Genomic DNA, 26,982 nt, shown 5'->3' on the forward strand with positions numbered 1-26,982 from the left:
AGGGTCACCTGTGCCGCCCCGGCCCGCCGTGTCTCTCACCTGGCGCGCCGGGCGCGCCAGGTGAGGTACAGAGCGGAGACGACGGCGGCGCCCCGGATCACCCAGGGCCAGGTCTGGCCGATCGCCTCGTTCATATGCCCCTCGGCGATGGGCGTCCCCCAGCGGCCACTCGTGCGGCCCCAGAGCCAGATGGTGCCGGCGGCCGCCGCCAGGCCGGGCACGCCCATGACGGCCCACTTGGACTCGGCGGGGCTCAGCCTGCGGGACGCCCAGGCGATGAGCCAGCCGAGGCCGAGGGCGATCCAGTTGCCGAGCACGGCGCCGGCGAGGAGAAGTACGGCGGCAAGGAGCAGCAGCGGGTTGCGCCGCCCGGTGAGACGGAACAGCCGGCGACGCGGTGCGGCCCCCTCCTCGGCGGCGGGAGCGGTTTCCACGGCGGGCTCGAGGGCCTTCGTGGCCTCCGGCTTCGGCGTGTCACCGGGCGGCGGTTTCAGCAGCTCGGGAATCTCCACGCCACCGACGAACCCGGGGACGGCGTCACCGAGCCCGAACGCGGCGCCGGCCCCGCCCTCCACCCGCCACCAGTCCGGCTGGGTGGCGCTGTCGCCGAGTTCGTGTGCACCGGCCAGATGGGGCGGGGAAGGGGCGTTGCCGGAGGTGTCCGCGGGACCGGGCTCGGCGGGGCGGGGGCGGGGCACCACGCGGCGCAGGCCCTTGGGGCGGTCCTCGGAGTCGGTCGCGCGCTGCGCGGGGACGGCGGCCGGACGGCTCTCGGAGCCCGCTCCGGGGGCGCCCTCGGACGCGGCGGCGACGACCTCGTCGGGCGTACCGAGGCGAGCGAGGATGCGGCGGACGGCGGCCGGGCTGTCGACCGGGGACTTCGCCCGCCGGCGGTCGATCTCGTTGCGCAGTTCGGACACGAGCCTCATGCGCGCGACCGACGGCAGCTGACGCTGATGGGCCAGGTCCCCGACTCGGCTCAGGTAGTCGAAGACCAGTTGGTCGCTCTCGATCCCCACGAATCCCCTCCGCGGTGGGCCCCTTTGAGACGTACCGTATCCCCCGCGAACCGTCCCCGGGGGATATGCCCCCAGCCCCCGGATCGGCCCGCGCAGCCCCCTCCTCGACCTCCCCGCGCCCGGCTTCGCTCGAGCGGAGGGCCCCACGGCGTGCCGGCCGCACCCCGACCCGGCTGAACGGTGTGCACCTCCGCATCACCGCGACAACACCCGCTACCGTTGACCGGATGACCCCCGAGGAGCGCTCACGCAAGGAACCGCCGGGCACGGGCAGCGGCGCCGCCGCACCGCGCTCGCTGGCCGAGTCCCTGCGCGCGCGGGACGACGTCTCCCTGTCCGCGCTCCTGCGGGCCCGCCCGGACCTCATCACCCCCGTCCCCACCGACCTCACCCAGCTCGCCACCCGGGCCGCCACCCGGGCGAGCGTCGTCCGTGCGCTGGAACGCCTCGACCGGTTCGCCCTGCAGACCGCGGAGGCCCTGGCCGTGGCGGGGGACCCTGCGTCGTACGACGAACTCCTCGGTCTGATGGCCGGTGACGACGGACCGGAGGCCGACCCCGTCGTCACCGAGGCGCTGCCCCGCGCCCTCGCCACGCTGCGCGACCAGGCCCTCGTCTGGGGCGCCGACGACCGGCTCCGGCTCGTCCGCGCGGCCCGGGAACTGCTCGCGCCGTCCCCGCAGCACCCCTCGCCCACCGGCCTCGGCCCCACCGTCGCGGAAGCCGCCGCCGGCATGTCCCCGGGCCGGATCCAGGAGATCCTGACCGCGGCCGGGCTGCCGACCACGCACGACGCCGTGTCCGCCATGGCCTCCCTCTCCGGCCTGTTCAGCGACCGCGCCCGTATGTCCGCACTCCTCGAAAGGGCCCCGGCCGAGTCCCTGGAGGTGCTGTCCCGCCTGGTGTGGGGTCCGCCGTACGGCCAGGTCACCCCGAACCCCGCGCCACGCCTGCGCTGGCTCCTGGACCGCGGTCTGCTGCTGCCCTCTCCCAGATCCTCGGCCTCGCTCGAGCAGGGGAGACCCCCGTCCCCGGGCACGGTCGTCCTGCCTCGCGAGGTGGCCCTGCACCTGCGTTCCGGCCGGGCGCACCGCCACACCGAGCCGTTGCCGCCCGCGGTCGAGGCCGCCGGCCACCGTCCACAGATGGTGGACGCGACCGCGGCAGGCCAGGCCTACACCGCGCTCGCCACCGTCGAGGAGCTCCTGAAGGACTGGGACGAGGGCGGTCCGTCGGTGCTGCGCGCGGGCGGCCTGAGCGTGCGGGACCTGAAGCGGACGGCCGTGGCGCTCGACGTGTCCGAGCCCGTAGCCGCTTTCTGGGTCGAACTCTCCTACGCAGCGGGCCTGTTGGCGTCCGACGGCGAGGCTGACGAGCAGTACGCGGCGACCCCCGCGTACGACGAGTGGCTGGAACTTCCCCCCGCCGAACGCTGGACCCGGCTGGCCACCGCCTGGCTGACCGCGACCCGCACCCCGGGGCTCGTCGGCGGCCGGGACGCGAAGGACCGTGCGCTCTCCGCGCTCGGCCCGGGCCTGGACCGCTCGGCCGCGCCGGAGGTCCGCCACCGTGTCCTGACCTTGCTGGCCGGTCTTGCCGAGGGTGCCTCCCCCGTGCAGGAATCCGTCCTGACCCGCCTCCGCTGGGAACGCCCCCTGCGCGGCGACCGGCCCGCGGCCGACGACCTGCGCACCCGGCTCGCCCAGTGGGCGCTGTCCGAGGCGGAACTGCTGGGCGTCACGGGCGGCGGCGCCCTGTCCGCGCACGGCCGCGCCCTGCTCGGCGAGCGCCCGGACCACACGCCGGCCGCCGAGCCGACCGGTCCGGGCGACAAGCTCCCCGTCCACCGGCAGCACCATCGCCCCACCCCGCACGAGCCCCTCACCGCAGGCGAGCAGACGGCCGCCGCCTCCCGCGCCGCGCGTCTGCTCGCCCCACTGCTCCCCGAGCCCCTGGACCACGTCCTGCTCCAGGCGGACCTGACGGCGGTGGCGCCCGGCCCCTTGCAGCGGCCGCTGGCCGACATGCTGGACGTGCTCGCGGACGTCGAGTCCAAGGGCGGCGCGACGGTCTACCGTTTCACGCCCGCCTCGGTGCGCCGCGCCCTCGACGCGGGCCGTACGGCGTCCGACCTGCACGCGTTCCTCGCCACGCACTCGCGCACCCCGGTCCCGCAGCCGCTCGCGTACCTGATCGACGACGTGGCCCGTCGGCACGGGCACCTGCGCGTCGGCGCGGCCTCGGCATACCTGCGCTGCGACGACGACGCGCTGCTGAACGAGATCCTCGCCGACAAGCGTTCGGCCGCCCTGCGCCTGCGCCGCCTGGCTCCGACGGTCCTGGCCGCCCAGTCCGATCCGGCGGTACTCCTCGACGGCCTGCGCGCGATGGGCTTCGCTCCGGCGGCCGAGTCCGCGGAGGGCGACGTCCTGATCGCTCGCGCCCACGCCCACCGCACTCCGCCCCGCACCCCGCCCGAGCCGGTCCCGGAGGGCCCCCCGACCCCCGACGCCACCCTCCTGACGGCGGCCCTCCGCGCCGTCCGCGCGGGGGACCTGGCCTCGACGACACCGCGCAAGACGACGGGAGCCCCCGCCTCGGGCGGTGTCCTCCCCCGCACGACCTCGGCCGAGACCCTCGCCACCATGCAGGCCGCCGTCCTCACCGGCGAGTCCCTCTGGATCGGCTACGTCAACGCCGAGGGCAGCGCCAGCCAGCGCGTCATCGCGCCCATCCGCGTGGACGGCGGCTTCGTCACCGCGTACGACCACACGGCCGACGAAGTGCGCACCTACCCGTTGCACAGGGTCACCGGGGTGGCAGAGCTCGCGGACGACCAACTGTGATCACCCCCGTATGAGGCACACTGGACGTTTGGCCGCATGGATTGGCCACACGGAAAGGGTGCCGCGCGTGAATGGTCCGCTCATCGTTCAGTCCGACAAGACCCTGCTCCTCGAAGTCGATCACGAGCAGGCCGACGACTGCCGTCGGGCCATCGCTCCGTTCGCCGAACTGGAGCGCGCGCCCGAGCACATCCACACCTACCGGGTGACCCCGCTCGGACTGTGGAACGCGCGGGCCGCCGGGCACGACGCCGAGCAGGTCGTCGACGCCCTCGTGCAGTACAGCCGGTATCCGGTGCCGCACGCGCTGCTCGTCGACATCGCCGAGACCATGGACCGGTACGGGCGGCTGACCCTCACCAAGCACCCGGCTCACGGCCTGGTCCTGACGACCACCGACCGGCCGGTGCTCGAGGAGGTACTCCGGTCCAAGCGGATCGCCCCGCTGGTCGGAGCCCGGATCGACCAGGACACCGTCGCCGTCCACCCCTCCGAACGCGGGCAGATCAAGCAGATGCTGCTCAAGCTGGGCTGGCCCGCCGAGGACCTCGCAGGCTACGTGGACGGCGAGGCGCACCCGATCGAACTGCGTGAGGACAGCTGGGCGCTGCGCCCCTACCAGAAGCAGGCCGTGGAGAACTTCTGGCACGGCGGCAGTGGGGTCGTCGTGCTGCCCTGCGGCGCCGGCAAGACGCTCGTCGGCGCCGGATCGATGGCCCAGGCCAAGTCCACCACTCTCATCCTGGTCACCAACACCGTCTCCGCCCGGCAGTGGAAACACGAGCTGGTGAAGCGGACCTCCCTCACCGAGGACGAGATCGGCGAGTACTCCGGCACGCGGAAGGAGATCCGCCCGGTCACCATCGCCACCTACCAGGTGCTCACCACCAAGCGCAAGGGTGTCTATCCGCATCTGGAGCTGTTCGACTCCCGCGACTGGGGCCTCATCGTCTACGACGAGGTGCACCTGCTGCCCGCGCCCGTCTTCAAGTTCACGGCGGACCTGCAGGCACGGCGACGGCTCGGGCTGACGGCGACGCTGGTGCGCGAGGACGGCCGCGAGTCGGACGTGTTCTCCCTCATCGGCCCCAAGCGCTTCGACGCGCCGTGGAAGGAGATCGAGGCCCAGGGGTACATCGCGCCCGCCGACTGCGTGGAGGTGCGCGTCAACCTCACCGACTCCGAGCGGCTCGCCTACGCCACCGCCGAGACGGAGGAGAAGTACCGGTTCTGTGCGACCACCGACACCAAGCGCAAGGTGACGGAGGCCCTGGTGCGGCGCTTCGCCGGGCAGCAGATCCTCGTCATCGGGCAGTACATCGACCAGTTGGACGAGCTGGGTGAACACCTGGACGCGCCGGTCATCAAGGGCGAGACGACCAACGCCCAGCGCGAGAAGCTCTTCGACGCCTTCCGCGAGGGCGAGATCAGCGTGCTCGTCGTCTCCAAGGTCGCCAACTTCTCCATCGACCTGCCCGAGGCGACCGTCGCCATCCAGGTGTCGGGGACGTTCGGGTCCCGGCAGGAGGAGGCCCAGCGGCTCGGACGGGTGCTGCGGCCCAAGGCCGACGGCCATCAGGCCCACTTCTACTCGGTCGTCGCCCGCGACACCATCGACCAGGACTTCGCCGCCCATCGCCAGCGCTTCCTGGCGGAACAGGGGTACGCCTACCGGATCGTGGACGCCGACGAGCTGCTGGCCGAGAGCTGAGATCACGGCAAAAAGGAAGCCACAGGAGGTGTGCGCGCGGTCAGGGTCCGTCAGAGAGCGGACCGGGCCCTCGCACCCGGGCGGTGCCGCCCGGCTGTGGCATACGAGCGGGCGCCCGGCGGGACGCCTGTCAGCGGTGGCTGCGGACGCCCGCCTCTTCGCCGTACTCCCCGAGGAGGACCACGTCGATCGCCGCGCCCACGAACACCTTGACGGCACGCAGGGCGTCACCGAGGCGATGGCGTCGGTGATCCACGTCGAGGGCGGTCGCACCGGGCGGCGGACCCTTCCGGGCGGGGGTGAAGGTTGCTGCGCTCATGTCTCCATGGTGGAACCGCCCGCCACGAATGGCGTCGGACCAAGGACGTAACCTTCCCGGCTCCCCCGTACCCCTCCGGTCGGCCCCGTGTCGTGCTCCGGAGGGACGCTGTCCCCTAGGGCACGAGGTCGCGACCCCGACGCCCCGGAAAATCCGTTGGCCGCCACATCCACCCGTCACCTAGAATCCGCTCTCTTGCCCGCCTCCCTTCACGGAGAGCCGTCGTCCGGACGGAAACCGGACGGCACAACCGCCACCAGCCATCGCGAGGAGCCCGCCGGCGCGCGCATGCGTTCCGATCGGCCCGCCCTCCCCCGCGTCCTCGAATTCGCTCGAGCAGGGGGATCCACCGCCCCGGAGGCACCTTTCCGTGTCCAGCCCGTCAGCCCCGTCCGCCCCCGAACCCCTCCCAGACCCGTCCGCGACCGGCCCCCTCTCCCGCGAGCGCTCCCATCTCACACAGTCCCGGGCCGCCCTGCGCGCGATGCGCGAGGACGTGGAGAACCTCGACATCAGCGACGTCACCGCGAACTGGGTCAACGCCGAGGTTCTCGCCCGTCAGATCGACGGGCGCATCGAGGCCCTCGCGGACCTCAGCCACACCCCGCTGTTCTTCGGCCGCCTCGACTATCTCCACGCTCCCCCACTCTCGGCTCCGCTCGAGCGAAGGGACCCCCAGGGCGCCGACCAGGCGGAGGGCGCGGACGGCGAGCGCTTCTACATCGGCCGACGGCATGTGCACGACGCCGACGGCGACCCGATGGTCATCGACTGGCGCGCGCCCGTCTCACAGCCGTTCTACCGGGCCTCGAAGAAGGACCCGATGGACATCGCCCTGCGCCGGCGTTTCGGGTACACCGGCGGCGATCTCACCGCGTACGAGGACGAGCACCTCTCCGATCCCGCTGAGGCGGCCACCACCAGCAAGCTGCTCCAGCAGGAGATCGAGCGCCCGCGTGTCGGCCCCATGCGCGACATCGTGGCCACCATCCAGCCCGAGCAGGACGAGATCGTGCGGTCCGCACTGTCGGGAACCGTCTGCGTACAGGGGGGTCCCGGCACCGGGAAGACGGCCGTCGGCCTGCACCGGGTCGCGTACCTCCTCTACGCGCATCGCGAGCGGCTCGCCCGCGCCGGCACCCTGGTCATCGGGCCGAACAGTTCCTTCCTGCACTACATCGAGCAGGTGCTGCCCGCGCTCGGCGAGCTCGCGGTCAAGCAGGCCACGGTCGGCGACCTCGTCGCGCATGTCGAGGTGCGCGGCACGGACAGCGCGGCCGCCGCCGTGGTCAAGGGCGACGCACGCATGGCGGAGGTGCTCCGACGGGCCGTCCGCTCGCATGTGACGATGCCCACCGAACCCGTCGTGGTGGTGCGCGGCTCGCGGCGCTGGCGGGTGCCGGCGTACGAACTCGCGGGAATCGCCCGCGAGTTGCTCGAGCGGGACATGCGCTACGGCGCCGCCCGGGAGGCCCTGCCGCAGCGGATCGCGCACGCCGTGCTCGTCCAGATGGAGCGATCCGGAGAGGCCCCGGACGACCGCGTGCAGGACGCCGTCGCCCGCAACACCGCCGTGAAGGCGGCGGTCAAGGCGATCTGGCCGCCGGTCGACCCGGCGAAGCTGGTCCTGCGCCTGCTCACCGAGGCGGACTTCCTCGCCACGCACGCGGACGGGGTCCTCGACGGGGACGAGCAGAAGGAGATCCTCTGGGCGAAGCCCGTGCGGTCCGTGAAGTCCGCCACGTGGTCGCCCGCGGACGCCGTGCTGATCGACGAGGTCACCGACCTCGTCCAGCGCACCCACTCGCTCGGGCACGTGGTCCTGGACGAGGCCCAGGACCTCTCCCCGATGCAGTACCGGGCGGTCGGCCGGCGCTGCACGACGGGTTCGGCGACCGTGCTCGGCGACCTGGCGCAGGGCACCACGCCCTGGGCGACGCGGAGTTGGGAGGAGGCGCTCGCCCACCTCGGGAAGGCGGACGCGGTGATCGAGGAGCTGACGGCCGGCTTCCGAGTGCCGACGGACGTGATCACGTACGCCTCCCGGCTGCTGCCGCACATCGCGCCCGGCCTGACACCGGTCGCCTCGGTGCGGGAGAACCCGGGCTTCTTCCGGGTGCGCGCGATCAGCGAGCCGGCCGAAGTGGTCGCCGCATGTGTGGAGTTGCTGCGCAACGAGGGCTCGACCGGCCTGATCGCGGCGGACGCCCGCATCCCGGTGCTTGCCGAGGCACTCACCGCGGCGGGCATCGGCCATCTGGACCCCGGCGAGGAGACGACCCAGGAGACACGGCTGACCCTGGTCCCGGCGTCGCTCGCCAAGGGCCTCGAGTACGACTACGTGGTCCTCGACGACCCGCAGGCGGTCGTCGACGGCGAACCGGACGAAAGGACGGGTCTGCGCCGCCTGTATGTGGCCCTCACCCGTGCGGTCTCGGGCCTGATCGTCACCCACGCGGCGCCCCTGCCGCCTCAGCTGGGCTGAACCGGCCGGGAAACGGACGGCGCGGCCCCGGCGCCGAGGGGAACCGGGGGCCGCGGAACGACAAGGGACGTCGGGGTCCGGGGGGCCTACGTGAACGTGTTGCTGGTCGCCGGTCACCGGTGAGGTCGGTGGGGATGCCTGCCGACACACCACAACCGCCTGCCGGAGACCGGCCTGTGTCACGACGTCACACGGCTCCCGCGCTGCGCGCCGTCGACGACCGTGCGCCACTCCCGTACCGCCTCCGCCGAGACCGGCGCGGTCCAGCCGTGCGGGCGGGCCGCCCCGCCGATGTGGAAGGCGTCGATGCCGGCCGCCCGCAGCCGCGGGACGTGCTCGAGGCGAAGACCGCCGCCGACGAGCAACCGCTGGCTGTAGCCGGGCTCCCCCTGCCGCGCGACCTCGGCGAGCAGGGTGGGCAGTCCCTCGTCCACGCCCTCCGGCGAGCCCGCCGTGAGGTAGGCGTCCAGGCCCGGCACTTCGGCGAGCTGCTTGCGCAGGGCGTCGCGGTCCGCGGCACGGTCGATCGCGCGGTGGAACGTCCAGCGGCAGCCGTCCAGCTCCGCGACCAGCCGCTCCACGGCGCCGAGGTCGGGTCCGCCGTCCTCGCCGAGGAATCCGAACACGAACTCCTCGGCCCCTGCCGCTCGCAGCTCGCGTGCGGCGCGGACGAGTGCCTCGACGTCACCAGCCGTGAACCCGTCGCACAGGCGGAGCATCACGCGCAACGAGATGCCGACGGCGGCGCGGATCCTCGCGAAGGTCTCCGCCGGCGGGGTGAGCCCGTCGGCGGCCATGTCGGTGACCAGCTCGAGGCGGTCCGCGCCTCCGGCCTGGGCGGCGATCGCGTCCTCGACCCCGAGGGCGATCACCTCCAGGACTGCACGCGTGCTCATAGGACCCCTTCCCTTGGTGTTCCCCTGGAGCGACTACAGGTCTAGTCCAATCCAAAGGGTACGACGGCGGGGCGCCCACGGGCGAGAAGACCGCTCCCGAGGTGGCTCAGCCGAAGAGGTTCAGCCCCTCCTCCCCCACCCCCACCAGCTCGCACGACGGGCCCGCCGGCGGACGGCCCGTGTAGAGCCGCACCAGAGTGGAGGCGTCCTCGATGAACCGGGCCGGCGGGCGCTCGCCGTTCCTGTCGCCCGGGCGCCGCGATTCGTGGACGTCGTCCAGGTCAGCGCGCAGCGGGATCAGGGCGTCGCGCTCGACGGCCGGACATTCGGGGTCCCGTACGTCGTCCTGCATTCGTCGTGGGAGCCACGCCAGGGGCCGACCCGCCGACACGGGAGAATGCCCGCATGACCGACCTCGACGCGTTGCGCTCCCGCTGGCTGCGCACCCTGCTCGCGGCTCGGGAGGGCGCCCGCCACCCCGATCCCCGTCTGTACGCCGACGACCTGCTGCGCCGCTGGTCGGAGCCCCAGCGCCACTACCACACGGTCGAGCATCTGACGACGGTCCTCGACCACGTCGACGTTCTCCAGGAGTATGCGGACGACCCCGAGGCGGTGCGGCTCGCGGCCTGGTTCCACGACGCGGTCTACCTGCCGGACCGGTCGACGAACGAGGAGCGCTCCGCGCGTCTGGCCGAGCGTGCCCTTCCCGAGGCGGGGGTGCCGCAGAGCACGACGGACGAGGTCGCCCGTCTGGTGCGCCTCACCGTCAGCCACGCCCCGGAGCCGGGCGACGCCAACGGCGCCGTCCTGTGCGACGCCGACCTGGCGATCCTGGCGGCGGCCCCGCACGCATACGCCGCGTACACGGCCGCGGTCCGTCAGGAGTACGGCTTCGTCCCCGTCGAGGCGTTCCGTGCGGGCCGCGCGGCCGTGCTGCGCCAGCTCCTGGATCTTCCCCGGCTGTTCCGCACGCCGTACGGGCAGCGGGAGTGGGAGGCGACGGCCCGCTGGAACATCGGCGCCGAACTGGAACTCCTCGACGCCTGATCCGGGATCCGTCGCCCACCGGCACGCGCCCGTTCCCACGACCGGTTCGGTCCCGGCCTGCACGCCGCCCCGAAATCCGGTGGGACGGGGTGCAAGACGAACCTCCCGTCGCAGGGCGTGGTCACACGGGCCGGATTCACTCGGGTGGGCGAGGACCAGGGGACGTACGCGTACGCGCTGCGGCGCTGAGCCCGGGGCCTCGCTCCTTGCGCCTGCGCAGACCGGACGCGTGCAGCAGCCGCACCACCTCACGGCTGCCGACCTCCACCGCCCCGGCCTGGACCGCGTCGGCGTACCGATGGGCAGGAAGGTCGTAGTGGTCGCGCTCGAAGGCGCGGCGCGGCACGTCCAGCTTCTCGGCGAACGCGTGCAGTTCGTCGAACGAGAGGTCGCTGATCAGGTGCGACCACATCCGGCCATGACCGGGCCAGGACGGAGGGTCGATGTAGATCGTCACGAGGACGGCGTCCCGCCCGTCGCCAGCCCGAGCGCCCCCACCGCCGCGACCTTCACGCCGGCCTTGGGGCACACCCAGTGGGGGTCGGGCCCGAGTTCCGGCTCCACGTCGAGCGCATGCGGGTCACCGGAGCCGCAGACGGGGCACAGCGGCCAGCGTCCGTACCGCTCCAGCAGGGCGTCCTGGACGTCCTGCGCGACCAGTCCCGCCACGTAGGCCGCGCCGTCCGGCCACTGTTCGACCCACCAGCGCCGCTGTACGACGGAGTCCTCGACCAGCGAGACGACGTCCGCCTCGGCGACCTCACCCGCCACCAGATCGGCCAGCACGAGGGCGCGGGCGGCGTGCAGCGTCTGCTCCAGGGGACTGATGGGATCCATGCCCCTATTGTGCGCACTCTTGACCGCGCGTCCGAACGGAAAATATCTTTCATACCGTGACCCACGATGTGAAGGAAATTTTCGCGGGGTCGATGGGCCTGAACGCGCCGCCCGCCCCCGCCGCACTCGCCGCCAAGGTGCGGACCCTCGCGCCCTCCATGACCCGGTCCATGCAGCGCGTCGCGGAGGCCGTCGCCGGTGACCCGGCCGGATGCGCGGCGCTCACGGTCACCGGGCTCGCCGAGCTGACCGGTACCAGCGAGGCCACGGTGGTGCGCACGGCCCGTCTCCTCGGCTACCCCGGATACCGCGACCTGCGGCTCGCCCTCGCGGGACTCGCCGCGCAACAGCAGTCCGGCCGCGCCCCGTCCGTCACCGCCGACATCCACGTCGACGACCCCATGGCCGACGTTGTCGCAAAACTCGCCTACGACGAGCAGCAGACCCTGGCCGACACGGCGGCCGGGCTCGACACCGTGCAGCTCGGCGCCGCTGTCGCCGCCCTCGCCACCGCACGGCGCATCGACGTGTACGGCATCGGGGCGTCCGGGCTCGTCGCCCAGGACCTCGTCCAGAAGCTGCTGCGGATAGGGCTCATAGCCCATGCGCCCAGCGACCCGCACCTCGCCGTCACCAACGCCGTGCAGCTGCGCGCCAAGGACGTGGCGATCGCGATCACGCACTCCGGCTCCACCGGCGATGTCATCGAGCCGCTGCGCGTCGCCTTCGAGCACGGCGCGACGACCGTCGCGATCACCGGCCGCCCCGACGGGCCCGTGACGCAGTACGCCGACCACATCCTCACCACGTCCACGGCGCGCGAGAGCGAACTGCGACCGGCCGCGATGTCCTCCCGTACGAGCCAGCTCCTCGTCGTGGACTGCCTGTTCATCGGCGTCGCGCAGCGTACGTACGAGACGGCGGCACCCGCGCTGTCCGCCTCGTACGAGGCCCTGGCGCACCGTCACAACCCACGGGGTGGAACAAAGCGCTAGCGCCGACCGTCTTCCTTCCAGAGCTGCGCCCCACCGGAAAGAGCCGTCGCCCATGACCACCTCACCCCACCCCCATGAGCTTCGAGCAGAGCTGGAGACGCTGACCACCGAGGCGTTCCGGTCCGAGCTGGCCGAGATCGACCGGCTGCCGACGCTGGAGATCGCGAAGATCATGAACGGTGAGGACGCGACCGTGCCGGCCGCGGTCGCCGAGCGGCTCCCGCAGATCGCCGCGGCGATCGACGGCATCGCGGAGCGGATGGCCCGGGGCGGCCGGCTCGTCTACGCGGGCGCGGGCACCGCCGGCCGGCTGGGCATCCTCGACGCATCCGAGTGCCCGCCGACCTTCAACACGCAGCCGTCGCAGGTGGTCGGCCTGATCGCGGGCGGCCCCGGCGCGATGGTGACGTCGGTCGAGGGCGCGGAGGACTCCAGGGAGCTGGCGGCACAGGACCTCGACGCGCTGGGGCTGACGGACCGTGACACGGTGGTCGGTGTCTCGGCTTCGGGGCGCACGCCGTACGCCGTCGGCGCGGTGGAGTACGCCCGGACATGCGGCGCGCTCACCGTCGGTCTGTCCTGCAACGCGGACAGCCCCCTCGCGGCCGGCGCCGACCACGGCATCGAGGTCGTGGTCGGCGCCGAACTGCTGACCGGCTCGACCCGCCTGAAGGCGGGCACGGCGCAGAAGCTGGTCCTCAACATGATCTCGACGATCACGATGATCCGCCTGGGCAAGACCTACGGGAATCTGATGGTCGACGTCCGTGCCTCCAACGACAAGCTCCGTGCCCGTTCCCACCGCATCGTGGCGCTGGCGACAGGGGCGGCGGACGAGGAGATCGAACGTGCCCTGACGGCCACGGACAGCGAGGTCAAGAACGCCATCCTCGCGATCCTCGGGGGTGTGGACGGACCGTCGGCGGCGCGGCTGCTCGCGGAGAGCGGGGGGTACCTGCGCACGGCGCTGGGGAAGGCTGCGGGCTGACCCGAGGAGGCCCCCTCAGGCCGCCTCTTCGAGGAAGAACCGGGGCCGCTCGCGCGCGGTGCGCGGCGGGCGACCCCGTCCGAGCGGGAACCGTCCGCCGCACACCCGATGGGAGCCGGGCGTTACGCCTTGGCCCCGGAGACCTTTCCGGCGGGCCTGTGCTCGCCGGCTCCCTCGGCAGGGGAGCGCTGCCCGTCGACCGGGGTGCGGCGCGGGATGAAGGACGCCACGGCGAAGGCGAGAAGCGCGGCACCGGCACCGATGGCCAAGACGGTCTTGAAGCCGTTCTCCGACGGCAGGGTGGCGGGACCGAGGGTCGTCGTCATGTTGGCCAGGATCACGCCGGCCACCGCGCTCGCGGTCGATGTGCCGATGGACCGCATCAGGGTGTTGAGGCTGTTGGCGGCCCCGGTCTCGGAAGCGGGCACGGCCCCCATGATGAGCGCGGGCATCGCGCCGTACGTGAAGCCGATGCCGCAGCCGATGACGCAGGAGACGAGCACGAAGTGCCAGACCTGGTCCATCAGCACGATGTTGATGCCGTAACCGGCGGCCACGATCAGCGCTCCGATCATCAGGGTCACCTTCGGGCCCCTGGCGCGCGAGACGGCGGCGGAGACCGGGGCCGTCGCCATCATCACCAGCCCGGACGGTGCCATGACCAGGCCGGCCGTCAGCAGCGACTTGCCGAGGCCGTAGCCGGTGGCCGCGGGCAGCTGCAGCAGCTGCGGAAGGACGAGGGACATCGCGAACATGCCGAAGCCGAGCGCCACCGAGGCGAGGTTGGTGACCAGCACCTGACGGCGAGCGGTGGCGCGCAGATCCACCAGCGGCTCCTTGACACGCAGTTCGAATACGCCCCACACCAGCAGAATCACGACGGCGGCCACGAAGAGGCCGAGGGTGGTGCCGCTGCCCCAGCCCCAGTCGGCGCCCTTGGAGATCGCCAGCAGGAGGCACACCAGTCCGGCCGCCATGCCGAGGGCGCCGAGCACGTCGAACCGGCCGCCCGTCCGCACCTCGGACTCCGGCACGAACACCAGCACGACGACGGCGGCGACGGCACCGAGCGAGGCCGAGGTCCAGAACAGCATGTGCCAGTCGAAGTTCTCGGCGATGACCGCGGCGGCGGGCAGACCGAGGGCGCCGCCGACGCCGAGCGAGGCGCTCATCATCGCGGTCGCCGAGCCCAGCCGCTCGGCGGGCAGTTCGTCGCGCATGATGCTGATGCCGAGCGGGATGACACCGGCGGCCAGACCCTGCAGGGCGCGTCCGACGATCACCGGCGTCAGGGAGTCGCTGAGGCCGACCGCGACCGAGCCGATCACCAGCATGGACAGGCCGACCAGCAGCATGCGGCGCTTGCCGTACATGTCGCCCAGCCGACCCATCACCGGGGTGGCGACGGCGGCGGCGAGGAGGGTGGCCGTGACGGCCCAGGCGGTGTCCGCCGACGAGCCGTGCAGGAGCTTCGGCAGCTCCGGGACGATCGGGATCACCAGGGTCTGCATCAGCGAGACCACGATGCCGCCGAAGGCGAGCACCGCGACCAGAGCGTTCGATCTCGGCACCGCGGATGTTCCGGCCCCGGCGGGCCGGGCGGGTGCGTCGGGCATGGCAGGAGCCTCCGTCGGAGTGCAGATGTGCTTGACTCAGGCAACCTATCCCCCTTGATTGACTTAAGCAAATTAAATTCCGGGCGACTGCCCAGTCCGGAGGTGCCGAGCAGACGACGCCAGGGCGGCCCTGTTCACAAGGGCCGCCCTGGCGTCGTCGGGTGCCGCCTCAGCTCAGCGTCTTGAGCGCTGCGGCGTCGTACGGCGCCAGCTCGTCGAACCGGTTGCCGAGGACCTTCGCCGCCCATTCCGGGTCCTGGAGCAGCGCGCGGCCCACGGCGACCATGTCGAACTCGTCGGCCTCCAGGCGGTCCAGCAGGTTGTCGATGCCCTTGAGCGGGGAGCCCTCGCCCCGGCGGAGGGAGCCGATGAAGTCGCCGTCGAGGCCGACCGAGCCGACCGTGATGGCGGGCTTGCCGGTGAGCTTCTTGGTCCAGCCGGCCAGGTTCAGGTCGGATCCCTCGAACTCGGGGAGCCAGTAGCGGCGGGTGGAGGCGTGGAAGACGTCCACGCCCGCCGCGGCCAGCGGGGTCAGGATGGCCTCCAGCTCCTCGGGGGTCTCGGCGAGCCTGGCATCGTACGCCTCCTGCTTCCACTGGGAGTAGCGGAAGAGGACCGGGAACCGGGGGGAGACCCGCTCGCGGACGGCGGCGATGATCTCCGCCGCGAACCTGGTGCGGGCCACCGGGTCGCCGCCGTAGGCGTCGGTGCGGCGGTTGGTGCCCTGCCACAGGAACTGGTCGAGGAGGTAGCCATGGGCGCCGTGCAGCTCCACGCCGTCGAAGCCGATGCGCTCGGCTTCGGCCGCGGCATCGGCGAAGGCGCCGATGACGGCGTCCAGGTCGGCCTGGGTCATGACCTTGCCGTCCTCGGTCCCGTCGATGCGCAGGCCGGAGGGACCGACGACGGGGGCGTCGGCGACAGGCGGCTGGCCCTGCTTGCGGACCATGCCGATGTGCCACAGCTGCGGCACGATCGCGCCACCCGCCGCGTGCACCGCCTTGGCCACCTCGGCCCAGCCCGCCAGCTGCTCCGCACCGTGGAACCGCGGGACGCGGTTGCTCTGACCGGCCGACTCGTGGCCCACGTAGGTGCCCTCGGTGACGATCAGCCCGACCCCGGCGGCCGCGCGGCGCGCGTAGTACGAGACCACGTCCTCGCCGGGGACGCCTCCCGGCGAGAACTGGCGCGTCATGGGCGCCATGACGATCCGGTTCGGGACGGTCAGGCCGTTCAGCGTGACGGGACGGGACAGGATCCGGGCCGCGCGGGATGCGGAGGGGGTGACGGTCACGTGGGGAGCTCCTCGGCTGGGGTCGAACAGGAAACCGCATGGTATGTACACATACATCGATCAGCATACCAAGCGGTCGGTCAGACCCTATGTCACGTTTTCGCACCCCGGCGCTCCCCTGGCCCCGGACACGGCCGAGGGCGGCACCCCCTGTCTCCAGGGGATGCCGCCCTCGGTTGAGATCGGACCGGGTCCGAGCCTGAGGTCAGGCTCAGAAGTCCATGTCACCGCCCGGCATGCCGCCGCCGGCGGGCGCGGCGGCCTTCTCCGGCTTGTCGGCGATGACGGCCTCGGTGGTCAGGAACAGCGCGGCGATGGAGGCGGCGTTCTGCAGCGCGGAACGGGTCACCTTCGCCGGGTCGATGATGCCTTCCTTGACCAGGTCGACGTACTCGCCGGTCGCGGCGTTCAGGCCGTGACCCGGGGTCAGGTTGCGCACCTTCTCCACCACGACGCCGCCCTCGAGGCCGGCGTTGACGGCGATCTGCTTCAGCGGGGCCTCGAGCGCCAGCTTGACGGCGGCGGCACCCGTGGCCTCGTCGCCGTTCAGCTCCAGCTTCTCGAAGACCTGGGAGGCCTGGAGCAGGGCCACGCCACCACCGGCGACGATGCCCTCCTCGACGGCCGCCTTCGCATTGCGGACGGCGTCCTCGATGCGGTGCTTGCGCTCCTTGAGCTCGACCTCGGTGGCGGCACCGGCCTTGATGACGGCCACGCCGCCGGCCAGCTTCGCCAGGCGCTCCTGCAGCTTCTCGCGGTCGTAGTCGGAGTCGCTGTTCTCGATCTCGGCGCGGATCTGGTTCACACGGCCCTGCACCTGCTCCGGGGAGCCGGCGCCGTCGACGATCGTGGTCTCGTCCTTGGTGATGACCACCTTGCGGGCGCGGCCCAGGAGGTCCAGGGTCGCGTTCTCCAGCTTGAGGCCGACCTCCTCGGAGATGACCTCGCCGCCCGTGAGGATGGCGATGTCGCCGAGCATGGCCTTGCGGCGGTCGCCGAAGCCCGGGGCCTTGACGGCGACGGACTTGAAGGTGCCGCGGATCTTGTTGACGACCAGGGTCGACAGGGCCTCGCCCTCGACGTCCTCGGCGATGATCAGCAGCGGCTTGCCCGACTGCATGACCTTCTCCAGCAGCGGGAGCAGGTCCTTGACCGAGGAGATCTTCTGGTTGGCGATCAGGATGTACGGGTCGTCGAGGGCGGCCTCCATACGCTCCATGTCGGTGGCGAAGTACGCCGAGATGTAGCCCTTGTCGAAGCGCATGCCCTCGGTGAGCTCGAGCTCGAGACCGAAGGTCTGCGACTCCTCGACGGTGATGACGCCTTCCTTGCCGACCTTGTCCATGGCCTCGGCGATCAGCTCGCCGATCTGGGTGTCGGCGGCGGAGATGGAGGCCGTGGAGGCGATCTGCTCCTTGGTCTCGACGTCCTTCGCCTGCTCCAGCAGAGCGGCGGAGACGGCCTCGACGGCCTTCTCGATACCGCGCTTCAGGGCCATCGGGTTGGCACCGGCCGCGACGTTGCGCAGGCCCTCGCGGACCAGCGCCTGGGCGAGCACGGTCGCGGTGGTCGTACCGTCACCGGCGACGTCGTCCGTCTTCTTGGCGACTTCCTTGACCAGCTCGGCGCCGATCTTCTCGTACGGGTCCTCGAGCTCGATCTCCTTGGCGATGGAGACACCGTCGTTGGTGATCGTGGGGGCGCCCCACTTCTTCTCGAGGACGACATTGCGGCCCTTCGGGCCGAGGGTCACCTTGACGGCGTCCGCGAGCTGGTTCATGCCGCGCTCGAGGCCTCGCCGCGCCTCCTCGTCGAACGCGATGATCTTGGCCATGTGAAGTGGTCCTCCCAGGACTGGGGGTGATTACTTCGGACCGCGCCCGCGCCCGCGACGGACGGCCCCGGCCGGAGGTTCCCTGCCCCACCCGGTCCGTGGCCTCACCGACCCGGTCCTTCTTTGTCACTCTCACCTTCAGAGTGCTAACGCCAATGATTAGCACTCGCCCGGTCCGAGTGCAAGGCGCCCCTGTGAAGAGGGCCCTGCGCCCCGCGTGCCACCGGACAGACCGAGGGGCTCGCACCCCACACGGGATACGAGCCCCTCGACACGTCGAACAGTTCAGTCGTCGGCGCGTGCTTCAGCCGGCCAGTCGGACCATGTCCGCCTGGGGCCCCTTCTGACCCTGCGAGATCTCGAACTCGACCCGCTGGCCCTCTTCCAGAGTGCGGTAGCCGTCCATCTGGATCGCGCTGTAGTGGACGAAAACATCCGCACCACCGTCGACCGCGATGAAGCCGTACCCCTTCTCCGCGTTGAACCACTTGACGGTGCCCTGAGCCATGCCTAACTCCCCTATTACTGGCCCTTGCACAGATCCACACTTCGCGGATCCGGGTCAGACCTCACCCCCCAACGGTTGGGGGCGTGCGCCGGAACGCGTCGACCGCGGCTGAATGTATCTGTCCAACTGCCGTCTGCAACAGGTCAATCGGACGAGAATTCCGGGCACGACCGGTCGGGAATATACAGAGAATTCATCTGAATTCAGGGCAAGTCGGGCCCGGCAAAAGGAATGAATGACGCAAAAGCCCTGCTCACTTTGGCTACTTCTTATCGGGCGCGCAGCAGAGACTCGGGGCTCCCGACGGAGAGACCGGGACCGCGTTCCCCAACTGTACCGCGCTCAACCATGCAGAATTGCCCCCTCCGCTTCTCTCACGGAGAGGGCAATTCGATGAACTCTCGGTGACAGGCATTACCGAGGGTAATGATCACGCGGCTGAACGACCGTCAGCCACCCGCCACAGCCGGGATGATGGAGACGCCGGCGCCGTCCGGCGTCGCCGTCTCAAGACCCTGCTCGAAGCGGACGTCGTCGTCGTTGACGTACACGTTGACGAAGCGGCGCAGCTTGCCCTGGTCGTCCAGGACCCGGGCGGCGATACCGACGTGGTTCTTCTCCAGGTCGGCGATGACCTCCGCGAGGGTCCCACCCTCGGCGGTCACCTCGGCCCGGCCGGCGGTGTAGGTGCGCAGGATGGTGGGGATGCGGACGGTGACGCTCATGGGGTGTGACCTCCGGTCAGGTACGGCTGGCGGGACGGGCGCTCACGCGAGCCCGGCCTCTCGGAAGGAGTCGAGGTTCGGACGGATCGTGGCAGTGAGCCCGGTTCCGGCCACGGCGTCCAACGTCTTGAGGCCGTCGCCGGTGTTGAGGACGACCGTCGTCTTCGCCGGGTCGAGGACGCCGTTCTCGATGAGCTTGCGCGTGACACCGACGGTCACACCACCCGCCGTCTCGGCGAAAATGCCCTCGGTGCGTGCGAGCAGCTTGATGGCGTCGACGATCTCCTCGTCCGTCACGTCCTCCACCGCGCCGCCCGTGCGGCGGGCGATGTCCAGGACGTACGGACCGTCAGCCGGATTGCCGATCGCCAGCGACTTGGCGATGGTGTTCGGCTTCTGCGGCCGTACGACGTCGTTGCCCGCCTTGAACGCGACCGACACCGGCGAGCAGCCCTCGGCCTGCGCACCGAAGATCTTGTACGGCTTGTCCTCGACGAGCCCGAGCTTGATCAGCTCCTGAAGACCCTTGTCGATCTTCGTCAGCTGCGAGCCGGAGGCGATCGGGACCACGATCTGGTCGGGCAGCCGCCAGCCCAGCTGTTCGGCGATCTCGTACGCCAGTGTCTTGGAGCCCTCCGCGTAGTACGGACGGAGGTTGACGTTGACGAAGCCCCAGCCCTCGCCGGCCGGGTCGCCGATCAGCTCGGAGCAGAAGCGGTTCACGTCGTCGTAGTTGCCCTCGATACCGACCAGGTCACCGCCGTAGATCGCGGCCATGACGATCTTGCCCTGCTCCAGGTCGTGCGGGATGAAGACGCAGGTACGGAAGCCGGCACGGGCCGCCGCGGCGCCGACCGCGCCCGCGAGATTGCCGGTCGAGGAGCAGGAGAGGGTGGTGAAGCCGAAGACGCGTGCCGCCTCCAGCGCCTGGGCGACCACGCGGTCCTTGAAGGAGTGCGTGGGGTTGCCGGAGTCGTCCTTCACATACAACCCGCCGGTGACGCCCAGTTCGCGCGCCAGGTTGTCGGCCTGGACGAGCTTGGTCCAGCCGGGGTTCAGGTTCGGCTTGTCGGCGACGTCCGCCGGGACCGGCAGCAGCGGCGCATAGCGCCAGATGTTCGCGGGACCGGCCTCGATCCGCTTGCGCAGTTCCTCGGTGTCGTAGCCCGAGAAGTCGTACGCGATCTCCAGCGGGCCGAAGCACTCCTCGCAGGCGAAGACCGGGCCGAGCGGCACCCGGTGGCCGCACTCCCGGCAGGACAGGGCCGCTGCGGGGCCGAGGTTCACGGAGTCGGTGCTGCTTGCAACTGTCTGCACAGCCATGTCAGGCGAGGCCCTTTCTCCTCATCTTCCTCACGACGCATTTCGCCATGAGACGGATTTGGCACCTTCCCTAGCCGGGAGCCTCGCACAGCGATCGACACTGATTTACGAGAACCGACTGGAGGGTTGCCGGGGCTTCACCGGGCCGTTTCCCTCTGCCCCTCTGGATGAGCTGTATGCGGTTGTTTCACCGATATGAGCCACCGCGACCCCCGACATGCGATGGTCACCGGCGTTGTTCAAGACTGTAACCGAAGGCCAGGACAGTTGAGAGAGTCGTCCGAAGCGCGAGATGAACACCCACGCGCACCCGTTGGAACCACTCGAAGATCTCTACTGCCGACCACCGCCGTACGAACGTGAGGAGCAGCAGACTGTGCTGGAAGAAGTCGAGCGCTGGCTGAGCACCCGCTCCTGGTCCGTCGCCGATCGCCCGCTCCACAAGATCCTGGCCGCGAAACGCACCTCGGGCTCGTCGGTCAGTGTCGTGCTGCCGGCGCTCAACGAGGAGGAGACGGTCGGCGACATCGTCATGGCCATCCGCCACGACCTCATGCGGCAGGTTCCCCTCGTCGACGAGATCGTCGTCGTCGACTCGGGCTCCACCGACCGCACCTCAGAAGTCGCCGCGGCGGCCGGCGCGAAGGTGGTGCACCGCGACGCGATCCTGCCGCGCATCCCGGCCGTGCCCGGCAAGGGCGAGGTGCTGTGGCGCTCCCTGCTCGTCACCCGCGGGGACATCGTCTGCTTCATCGACGCGGACCTGAAGGAGTTCTCGTCCGACTTCGTCTCCGGGATCGTGGGCCCGCTGCTCACCGACCCGGGCGTCGACCTCGTGAAGGCGATGTACGACCGGCCGCTGGGCGGCGCGGCGGGGCAGGGCGGACGCGTCACCGAACTGATGGCCCGCCCGCTGCTCAACATGCACTGGCCGCAACTGGCCGGCTTCGTGCAGCCGCTCGGCGGCGAGTACGCGGCTCGCCGCTCGCTGCTGGAACGGCTTCCGTTCCCGGTGGGGTACGGGGTGGAACTCGGCATCCTGGTGGACGCCCTGCACCTGGTGGGGCTCGACGCCCTCGCCCAGGTCGACGTGGGCGTGCGCAAGCACCGCCACCAGGACGGCCAGGCGCTGGGCCGCATGGCCGCCGCGATCTACCGCACCGCACAGCTGCGCCTGGCCCGCGGCCATCTGATCCGCCCGACCCTCACCCAGTTCGAACGGGGCGACGGCGGTTTCGAGCCGCGCACGTACCCGGTGGACGCGGAGGAGCGGCCGGCCATGAGGGAGATCGAGGAGTACATGGAGCGCAAGGCGGCCTGAGCCTTCGGGCCCGCCGAGGACGGTCCGGGGCCGCGACACGACCCGTTGTATACGGCTCCGCATACGGCCGAAGGGAACGTTTGAGCGTTTTGAGCTCGGGCTAGGTTTCGTGGCATGGCTTCCACGCATACGGCATCCGTACTCGTCGCCTCCAACCGCGGCCCGGTCTCGTACGCGCTGGACGAGACCGGCCGGCTCGCCGCCAAGCGCGGCGGTGGCGGGCTGGTCTCCGGGCTCTCGGCGATCGGCCCGGACGCGGACGCGGTCTGGGTCTGCTCCGCTTTGGGCGACGGCGACCGCGAGGCCGTCCGGCGGACGGGCGGCGCGCTCGATCCGGCCGACACCGGCGGCCAGCGTGTGCGGATGCTCGACATCGACCCGCAGGTGCACACGGACGCCTACAACGGCATCGCCAACTCGGTGCTGTGGTTCGTCCACCACATGCTGTACCAGACGCCGCTGGAGCCGGCCTTCGGCGCGGAGTTCCGGCGCCAGTGGGCGGCGTACGAGACATACAACCGCGCGTTCGCCGAGGCGCTGGCCCTGGAGGCGGGTGAGGGTGCGGCGGTGCTGATCCAGGACTACCACCTCACCCTGGCCCCCCGGATGCTCCGCGGTCTGCGGCCCGACCTGCGGATCGGCCACTTCTCGCACACGCCGTGGGCGCCGCCGGAGTACTTCCGTGTGCTGCCCGACGACATCGCGGCGCAGGTGCTCGGTGGGATCCTCGGCGCGGACCGGGCGGCGTTCCTCACGCAACGCTGGGCGGACGCCTTCACGGACTGCTGTCATGCGGTCCTCGGTCCGGGCATTCCCTCCGGCACCCGTATCGGCGTCCACGGCCTGGGCGCGGACGCCGACTTCCTGCGGCAGCGGGCGCACCAGCCCGACGTGGACGAGCGGATGGCGGTGCTGCGGAAGCAGATCGGCTCGGCCCCCGACGGCAGCCGCCGCAGGACGATCGTGCGGGTGGACCGCACCGAGCTGTCCAAGAACATCGTGCGCGGGCTGCTGGCGTACGAGGAGCTGCTGGAAACGCGTCCGCAGTGGCGCGAACGGGTCGTCCACATCGCCTTCGCGTACCCCTCCCGCCAGGACCTGGCCGTCTACCGCCGCTACACGGAGGAGGTCCAGCGGGTGGCGGCGGAGATCAACTCACGCTACGGGACGCCGGGCTGGACCCCCGTCGAGCTGCATGTGAAGGACGACTTCGCACGCTCGCTGGCCGCCTACCGGCTGGCGGACGTTGCCCTCGTGAACCCCATCCGGGACGGCATGAACCTGGTCGCCAAGGAGGTTCCGGTGGTCTCCGACGAGGGCTGCGCGCTGGTGCTGTCCCGCGAGGCCGGGGCGTTCGAGGAGCTGTCCGAGGACGCGGTGGCCGTGAACCCGTACGACATCGGGGGCATGGCGGCGGCGCTGCACGAGGCGCTGTCCATGGGGCCGGGGGAGCGCGCCGAGCGCACGAAGCGGCTCGCCGCGCAGGCCACGGCGCTTCCGCCGGCCCGGTGGTTTCTGGATCAGTTGGCCGCACTGGGGGGGTGACGGGGCCGTTCCCCGGCCGGGGGCGGCGGCGCCGTGTCTCGGCGCCGCCCCGCGCCCCGGCCGGATGCGTTCACGCGAGCCTCTGTGCCAATGACCGCACGAGCCGTACGACGCCTGACGGGCCGTCGACCACCAGGTCCGCGCGTTTTGCCAGTTCCGTGACCTCGTCGCTGCCGCTGCAGACCAGCAGGCCGGGGACGCCGTCGGAGCGGAGCTTGTCGACCGCGGCGAAGGCGGACAGGTCGCCGAGGTCGTCGCCGGCGTACATGACGGCACGGGCGCCGATCTCGCGCACGTACTCCAGCAGGGCCACTCCCTTGTCCATGCCCGGCGGGCGCAGTTCCAGGACCATACGGCCGGGTTCGACGATCAGGCCATGGCGGGTGGCAAGGTCGGTGAGGGGTTGGCGGAGGACCTCGAAAGCGGCCTGCGGATCCTCGGCACGGCGGGTGTGCACGGCGACGGCACGCCCCTTCTCCTCGATCCACGTCCCCTCCCGGGAGCCGATCCTCTCGAGGAGGACGGGGAGTTCGGCACGGACGGCGGCGACGCCGGGATGCGCGGCGGGCGCGTCGACGGTGCCGGTGCGGGCGTCCCAGCGTTCGGCGCCGTAGTGGCCGAGGACCACGAGGTGTTCGAGTCCGGGTACGTCCGCGAAGCCGCCGTGGCGGACGGCGACGTCGGCGGGGCGGCCGGTGACGACCGCGACGGCGGCCACCTTCGGGGCGACGGCCGCGAGGGCGCGAACCGCTTCCGGGTGGGCGCGGGCCTGGTCGGGGTCGGGGACGATCGGGGCGAGCGTCCCGTCGAAGTCGAAGGCGAGAACGGCCCGCCCGGGCCGCGTGAGGATCGCGTCGAGACCGTCCCGCCCGGCCGGTGTGGCGGGCGTCGGCAAGGAGTCCGTGTGGCTGCCCATGGGACGACCCTATCCGCGCGGGCGTGGCCTCACTCCTGGCGAGGCGGTGTACGCTCGCGCGCCCTCCCGCTGAGCGCCCTCCGCTCAGCGCTCCGCACGGCGGGACTCCCGGATGCGGCGGAGCCGGTTGACGGTGACCGGGGCGTGCGCGAGGGCTCTCGGGTCGTCGAGGAGGGCGTTGAGCAGCTGGTAGTACCGGACCGGGGCCAGACCGAGCTGCTCACGGATGGCGCGCTCCTTGGCCCCCGGCCCGGGAAAACTGCGCCCTTCCAGCGCGAGGATGGCCTTGTCCCGAGGGGTGAGATCGTCCATGGGGGAACCGTAACCGGAAGGGCCGACACGGCCCCCGTCAGCCGGTGGAGTCGTCCGCCGTCACCGCCGCCCGCTGCAGCCGGCCCAGGATCGCCGCCGGGCTGCCGTACGGACCGACCGCCTTGCCCAGCATGCCGACCTCACCGCGGGTGAAGGCGGAGAAGGCGTCGGTGCGGTTCAGCTTCGCCGGCTCCACGGGCCCCGCTGCCCTTGACCAACCCTGCTGTCTCGCCATGTGGAATATCGACACAAGGTCTACACCACGTAAGTGGACTAGACCTCTTGCAGGTCCAGGAGCCACACTGTCTCCGTGAGACATGTCATCGCCCTCGACGTGGGCGGCACCGGGATGAAGGCCGCCCTGGTAGGGGCCGGGGGTGAGCTGCTGCACCAGGCACGCCGGGCGACCGGGCGCGAGCGCGGGCCGGAGGCCGTGGTGGAGTCGATCCTCGGCTTCGCCACCGATCTGATCGCACACGGTGAGCGGCACTTCGGCGAGCCCGCCGCCGCCGCGGGCGTCGCCGTCCCCGGAATCGTCGACGCCGACCACGGCATCGCCGCCTACTCGGCGAACCTCGGCTGGCGTGACGTACCGCTGCGCGACCTGCTCAGCCGCCGGCTCGACGGTGCACCCGTCGCACTCGGCCACGATGTGCGCACCGGCGGGCTGGCCGAGGGCCGCGTCGGCGCGGGCAAGGGAGTGGACCGCTTCCTGTTCGTGCCTCTCGGCACCGGCATAGCGGGCGCCATCGGCATCGGCGGCCGCGTCGAGGCCGGCGCCCACGGCTTCGCGGGCGAGATCGGCCATATCGTCGTACGGCCCGGTGGGGCGGCGTGTCCGTGCGGCCAGCGCGGCTGTCTGGAGCGGTACGCGTCCGCGGCGGCGGTGAGCGAGGCCTGGGCCGAGACGTCCGGGCAGCCGGAGGCGGACGCGGCGGACTGCGCGAAGGCCGTCGCATCCGGAGAGCCGAACGCCGTTCGAGTGTGGCAGGAGGCCGTGGACGCGCTCGCCGACGGCCTGGTCACCGCGCTCACCCTGCTGGACCCGCGCACCCTGATCATCGGTGGCGGACTCGCCGAGGCGGGGGAAACCTTGTTCACGCCGCTGCGGGACGCCGTCCGGCGGCGGCTCACCTTCCAGAAGCTGCCGTCGATCGTCCCCGCGGCACTGGGGGACACCGCCGGATGCCTGGGCGCGGGACTCCTCGCCTGGGATCTCCTCGACACCACTGACCCTTCGGAGGTAACCACCTGATGGCCACTAGCAAGGTTCTCGCCGGTGCCCGGGTGGTGCTGCCCACCGGGATCGTGGACAACGGCCGCGTCGCGGTGGAGGGCACGCGGATCGCCGAGGAGGGTGCCGCGAACGCCGAGATCGTCGACGTACGGGGTCACTGGCTGGTCCCCGGCTTCGTCGACATCCACAACCACGGCGGGGGAGGCGCGTCCTTCTCGGGCACGGTGGACGAGGTCCTGACGGCCGTGCACACCCACCGGCTGCACGGCACCACCACCCTCGTCGCCTCGACCGTCACCAACGACATGGACTTCCTCGTCAACCAGGCCGGGCTGCTGTCCGAACTGAGCGAGCAGGGGGACATCGCCGGCATCCACTTCGAGGGCCCGTTCATCTCGCCCTGCCGCAAGGGGGCGCACTCCGAGGAACTGCTGCGCGACCCCGATCCGGCGGAGGTCCGCAAACTGATCGACGCCGCCCGCGGCCACACGAAAATGGTCACGCTCGCCACCGAGCTGCCCGGCGGCATCGACTCCGTACGGCTGCTCGCCGAACACGGCGTGATCGCGGCGATCGGGCACACGGACGCCACCTACGAGCAGACGGTGGCGGCCATCGACGCGGGCGCCACGGTCGCCACCCACCTCTTCAACGCGATGCCGCCGCTCGGCCACCGCGCCCCCGGCCCCGTCACCGCGCTTCTGGAGGACGAGCGGATCACGGTCGAACTGATCGACGACGGCACGCATCTGCATCCGGCCTCACTCCAGCTGGCGTTCCATCACGCGGGCGCGGGACGGGTCGCCTTCATCACGGACGCGATGGACGCGGCCGGCATCGGCGACGGGCGCTACCTGCTCGGCCCGCTGGAGGTCGAGGTCAGTGAGGGTGTGGCACGCCTGGTTGAGGGCGGTTCGATCGCGGGCTCGACGCTCACCCTGGACCGTGCGTTCCAGCGGGCGGTCACCGTCGACCGGCTGCCCGTGGAGGACGTGGTGGCGGCCATCTCGGCCAACCCGGCGAAGCTGCTGGGCATCGACGACCGGGTGGGTTCGCTGGAGCCCGGCAAGGACGCCGACCTGGTGCTGCTGGACGCCGACTTCGTGCTCAAGGGCGTGATGCGGCACGGCGAGTGGGTGGTCCATCCCCAACTGGGGTGATTCATCCGCTTGTTGGCAGACGGCGGTCGGTTCGGGGGACTGGGC

The 26,982-nt window shown here is 71.6% G+C and carries 25 protein-coding genes and 1 riboswitch; of the genes, 10 read left to right on the forward strand and 15 right to left on the reverse strand.

Annotated elements, in window-relative coordinates:
* Positions 1 to 35 precede the first annotated feature (35 nt).
* Positions 36 to 1,019, reverse strand: coding sequence for a hypothetical protein (locus VXC91_RS12005; RefSeq protein ID WP_329507119.1), 984 nt, complete (start codon positions 1,017 to 1,019; stop codon positions 36 to 38).
* Between the two features lie 227 nt (positions 1,020 to 1,246).
* On the opposite strand from VXC91_RS12005, the gene VXC91_RS12010 reads away from it, so the two are divergent.
* Positions 1,247 to 3,865, forward strand: a complete 2,619-nt coding sequence (locus tag VXC91_RS12010; protein WP_329507120.1) for a helicase-associated domain-containing protein — start codon at positions 1,247 to 1,249, stop codon at positions 3,863 to 3,865.
* A 67-nt stretch (positions 3,866 to 3,932) separates the two neighbouring features.
* Complete coding sequence (locus VXC91_RS12015) at positions 3,933 to 5,576, forward strand: DNA repair helicase XPB (RefSeq protein WP_329507121.1); 1,644 nt, start codon at positions 3,933 to 3,935, stop codon at positions 5,574 to 5,576.
* A 130-nt stretch (positions 5,577 to 5,706) separates the two neighbouring features.
* On the opposite strand, the gene VXC91_RS12020 is transcribed toward VXC91_RS12015, so the two are convergent.
* Positions 5,707 to 5,895, reverse strand: a complete 189-nt coding sequence (locus VXC91_RS12020; RefSeq protein WP_329507122.1) for a hypothetical protein — start codon at positions 5,893 to 5,895, stop codon at positions 5,707 to 5,709.
* Positions 5,896 to 6,265: 370 nt separating this feature from the next.
* Between VXC91_RS12020 and VXC91_RS12025 the strand changes: the two genes are divergently transcribed.
* Complete coding sequence (locus VXC91_RS12025; RefSeq protein WP_329507123.1) at positions 6,266 to 8,380, forward strand: HelD family protein; 2,115 nt, start codon at positions 6,266 to 6,268, stop codon at positions 8,378 to 8,380.
* A gap of 179 nt (positions 8,381 to 8,559) precedes the next feature.
* Here the strand turns inward: VXC91_RS12025 and VXC91_RS12030 are convergent, their stop codons facing one another.
* Both VXC91_RS12030 and VXC91_RS12035 read right to left on the reverse strand, forming a co-directional pair.
* The gene (locus VXC91_RS12030) at positions 8,560 to 9,276 is read right to left on the reverse strand and encodes a copper homeostasis protein CutC (RefSeq protein ID WP_329507124.1); all 717 of its coding nucleotides are present in this window, start codon (positions 9,274 to 9,276) and stop codon (positions 8,560 to 8,562) included.
* Between the two features lie 106 nt (positions 9,277 to 9,382).
* Complete coding sequence (locus tag VXC91_RS12035; RefSeq protein WP_329507125.1) at positions 9,383 to 9,628, reverse strand: hypothetical protein; 246 nt, start codon at positions 9,626 to 9,628, stop codon at positions 9,383 to 9,385.
* A gap of 53 nt (positions 9,629 to 9,681) precedes the next feature.
* Here VXC91_RS12035 and VXC91_RS12040 point away from each other — a divergent pair, with 53 nt between their 5' ends.
* Positions 9,682 to 10,326 (forward strand): HD domain-containing protein, encoded by a 645-nt coding sequence (locus VXC91_RS12040; RefSeq protein WP_329507126.1) that lies wholly within the window; start codon positions 9,682 to 9,684, stop codon positions 10,324 to 10,326.
* Positions 10,327 to 10,462: 136 nt separating this feature from the next.
* On the opposite strand, the gene VXC91_RS12045 is transcribed toward VXC91_RS12040, so the two are convergent.
* Positions 10,463 to 10,783: a DUF4031 domain-containing protein gene (locus tag VXC91_RS12045; RefSeq protein WP_329507127.1), complete on the reverse strand. Its 321-nt coding sequence runs from the start codon at positions 10,781 to 10,783 to the stop codon at positions 10,463 to 10,465.
* The gene (locus tag VXC91_RS12050; protein WP_329507128.1) at positions 10,780 to 11,163 is read right to left on the reverse strand and encodes a hypothetical protein; all 384 of its coding nucleotides are present in this window, start codon (positions 11,161 to 11,163) and stop codon (positions 10,780 to 10,782) included. The genes VXC91_RS12045 and VXC91_RS12050 overlap by 4 nt, the downstream gene beginning before the upstream one ends.
* Positions 11,164 to 11,219: 56 nt before the next feature.
* On the opposite strand from VXC91_RS12050, the gene VXC91_RS12055 reads away from it, so the two are divergent.
* Positions 11,220 to 12,158: a MurR/RpiR family transcriptional regulator gene (locus VXC91_RS12055; protein WP_329507129.1), complete on the forward strand. Its 939-nt coding sequence runs from the start codon at positions 11,220 to 11,222 to the stop codon at positions 12,156 to 12,158.
* Positions 12,159 to 12,210: 52 nt separating this feature from the next.
* Positions 12,211 to 13,146: an N-acetylmuramic acid 6-phosphate etherase gene (murQ, locus tag VXC91_RS12060; protein ID WP_329507130.1), complete on the forward strand. Its 936-nt coding sequence runs from the start codon at positions 12,211 to 12,213 to the stop codon at positions 13,144 to 13,146.
* A gap of 122 nt (positions 13,147 to 13,268) precedes the next feature.
* Here murQ and VXC91_RS12065 read toward each other — a convergent pair whose 3' ends face one another.
* The 6 genes from VXC91_RS12065 to thrC form a co-directional block, all read right to left on the reverse strand.
* Complete coding sequence (locus VXC91_RS12065; RefSeq protein ID WP_329507131.1) at positions 13,269 to 14,762, reverse strand: MFS transporter; 1,494 nt, start codon at positions 14,760 to 14,762, stop codon at positions 13,269 to 13,271.
* 169 nt (positions 14,763 to 14,931) lie between these two features.
* Positions 14,932 to 16,056, reverse strand: coding sequence for an NADH:flavin oxidoreductase (locus tag VXC91_RS12070; RefSeq protein WP_329507132.1), 1,125 nt, complete (start codon positions 16,054 to 16,056; stop codon positions 14,932 to 14,934).
* A gap of 211 nt (positions 16,057 to 16,267) precedes the next feature.
* The gene (gene groL / locus VXC91_RS12075; RefSeq protein ID WP_329507133.1) at positions 16,268 to 17,890 is read right to left on the reverse strand and encodes a chaperonin GroEL; all 1,623 of its coding nucleotides are present in this window, start codon (positions 17,888 to 17,890) and stop codon (positions 16,268 to 16,270) included.
* Between the two features lie 304 nt (positions 17,891 to 18,194).
* Positions 18,195 to 18,398, reverse strand: coding sequence for a cold-shock protein (locus tag VXC91_RS12080; RefSeq protein WP_009339379.1), 204 nt, complete (start codon positions 18,396 to 18,398; stop codon positions 18,195 to 18,197).
* 449 nt (positions 18,399 to 18,847) lie between these two features.
* Entirely contained in the window at positions 18,848 to 19,123 is a 276-nt protein-coding gene (locus VXC91_RS12085) for a MoaD/ThiS family protein (RefSeq protein ID WP_329507134.1), read from the reverse strand.
* 42 nt (positions 19,124 to 19,165) lie between these two features.
* The gene (thrC, locus tag VXC91_RS12090) at positions 19,166 to 20,446 is read right to left on the reverse strand and encodes a threonine synthase (protein WP_329507135.1); all 1,281 of its coding nucleotides are present in this window, start codon (positions 20,444 to 20,446) and stop codon (positions 19,166 to 19,168) included.
* 18 nt (positions 20,447 to 20,464) lie between these two features.
* A riboswitch (SAM riboswitch) is annotated at positions 20,465 to 20,620 on the reverse strand.
* 202 nt (positions 20,621 to 20,822) lie between these two features.
* Here thrC and VXC91_RS12095 point away from each other — a divergent pair.
* Both VXC91_RS12095 and VXC91_RS12100 read left to right on the forward strand, forming a co-directional pair.
* Positions 20,823 to 21,767 carry a glucosyl-3-phosphoglycerate synthase gene (locus VXC91_RS12095; protein WP_329507167.1) on the forward strand — a complete coding sequence of 315 codons (945 nt, stop codon included), beginning with the start codon at positions 20,823 to 20,825 and terminating at the stop codon, positions 21,765 to 21,767.
* 114 nt (positions 21,768 to 21,881) lie between these two features.
* Positions 21,882 to 23,312: an alpha,alpha-trehalose-phosphate synthase (UDP-forming) gene (locus VXC91_RS12100; protein ID WP_329507136.1), complete on the forward strand. Its 1,431-nt coding sequence runs from the start codon at positions 21,882 to 21,884 to the stop codon at positions 23,310 to 23,312.
* A 70-nt stretch (positions 23,313 to 23,382) separates the two neighbouring features.
* On the opposite strand, the gene otsB is transcribed toward VXC91_RS12100, so the two are convergent.
* The 3 genes from otsB to VXC91_RS12115 all read right to left on the reverse strand — a co-directional run bounded on the left by otsB (position 23,383) and on the right by VXC91_RS12115 (position 24,736).
* Positions 23,383 to 24,228, reverse strand: coding sequence for a trehalose-phosphatase (otsB, locus tag VXC91_RS12105; protein WP_329507137.1), 846 nt, complete (start codon positions 24,226 to 24,228; stop codon positions 23,383 to 23,385).
* An 84-nt stretch (positions 24,229 to 24,312) separates the two neighbouring features.
* Positions 24,313 to 24,540: a DUF3263 domain-containing protein gene (locus VXC91_RS12110; protein ID WP_329507138.1), complete on the reverse strand. Its 228-nt coding sequence runs from the start codon at positions 24,538 to 24,540 to the stop codon at positions 24,313 to 24,315.
* Between the two features lie 37 nt (positions 24,541 to 24,577).
* Positions 24,578 to 24,736 carry a hypothetical protein gene (locus VXC91_RS12115; protein WP_329507169.1) on the reverse strand — a complete coding sequence of 53 codons (159 nt, stop codon included), beginning with the start codon at positions 24,734 to 24,736 and terminating at the stop codon, positions 24,578 to 24,580.
* Positions 24,737 to 24,850: 114 nt separating this feature from the next.
* Here VXC91_RS12115 and VXC91_RS12120 point away from each other — a divergent pair, with 114 nt between their 5' ends.
* Entirely contained in the window at positions 24,851 to 25,795 is a 945-nt protein-coding gene (locus VXC91_RS12120; RefSeq protein ID WP_329507139.1) for an ROK family protein, read from the forward strand.
* Entirely contained in the window at positions 25,795 to 26,937 is a 1,143-nt protein-coding gene (nagA, locus tag VXC91_RS12125; RefSeq protein ID WP_329507140.1) for an N-acetylglucosamine-6-phosphate deacetylase, read from the forward strand. The genes VXC91_RS12120 and nagA overlap by 1 nt, the downstream gene beginning before the upstream one ends.
* Positions 26,938 to 26,982: the final 45 nt, after the last annotated feature.

The organism is Streptomyces chiangmaiensis (genome assembly GCF_036281785.1).
Lineage (GTDB): Bacteria > Actinomycetota > Actinomycetes > Streptomycetales > Streptomycetaceae > Streptomyces > Streptomyces chiangmaiensis.

Excerpts from the sequence above, each read along its gene's own strand:
- VXC91_RS12040 (WP_329507126.1), top strand. The coding sequence starts at position 9,682 with ATGACCGACCTCGACGCGTTGCGCTCCCGCTGGCTGCGCACCCTGCTC.
- VXC91_RS12110 (WP_329507138.1), bottom strand. The coding sequence starts at position 24,540 with ATGGACGATCTCACCCCTCGGGACAAGGCCATCCTCGCGCTGGAAGGG.
- VXC91_RS12035 (WP_329507125.1), bottom strand. The coding sequence starts at position 9,628 with ATGCAGGACGACGTACGGGACCCCGAATGTCCGGCCGTCGAGCGCGAC.
- VXC91_RS12050 (WP_329507128.1), bottom strand. The coding sequence starts at position 11,163 with ATGGATCCCATCAGTCCCCTGGAGCAGACGCTGCACGCCGCCCGCGCC.
- VXC91_RS12100 (WP_329507136.1), top strand. The coding sequence starts at position 21,882 with ATGGCTTCCACGCATACGGCATCCGTACTCGTCGCCTCCAACCGCGGC.
- murQ (WP_329507130.1), top strand. The coding sequence starts at position 12,211 with ATGACCACCTCACCCCACCCCCATGAGCTTCGAGCAGAGCTGGAGACG.
- otsB (WP_329507137.1), bottom strand. The coding sequence starts at position 24,228 with ATGGGCAGCCACACGGACTCCTTGCCGACGCCCGCCACACCGGCCGGG.
- VXC91_RS12065 (WP_329507131.1), bottom strand. The coding sequence starts at position 14,762 with ATGCCCGACGCACCCGCCCGGCCCGCCGGGGCCGGAACATCCGCGGTG.
- VXC91_RS12080 (WP_009339379.1), bottom strand. The coding sequence starts at position 18,398 with ATGGCTCAGGGCACCGTCAAGTGGTTCAACGCGGAGAAGGGGTACGGC.
- VXC91_RS12085 (WP_329507134.1), bottom strand. The coding sequence starts at position 19,123 with ATGAGCGTCACCGTCCGCATCCCCACCATCCTGCGCACCTACACCGCC.
- VXC91_RS12010 (WP_329507120.1), top strand. The coding sequence starts at position 1,247 with ATGACCCCCGAGGAGCGCTCACGCAAGGAACCGCCGGGCACGGGCAGC.
- VXC91_RS12020 (WP_329507122.1), bottom strand. The coding sequence starts at position 5,895 with ATGAGCGCAGCAACCTTCACCCCCGCCCGGAAGGGTCCGCCGCCCGGT.
- groL (WP_329507133.1), bottom strand. The coding sequence starts at position 17,890 with ATGGCCAAGATCATCGCGTTCGACGAGGAGGCGCGGCGAGGCCTCGAG.
- thrC (WP_329507135.1), bottom strand. The coding sequence starts at position 20,446 with ATGGCTGTGCAGACAGTTGCAAGCAGCACCGACTCCGTGAACCTCGGC.
- nagA (WP_329507140.1), top strand. The coding sequence starts at position 25,795 with ATGGCCACTAGCAAGGTTCTCGCCGGTGCCCGGGTGGTGCTGCCCACC.
- VXC91_RS12030 (WP_329507124.1), bottom strand. The coding sequence starts at position 9,276 with ATGAGCACGCGTGCAGTCCTGGAGGTGATCGCCCTCGGGGTCGAGGAC.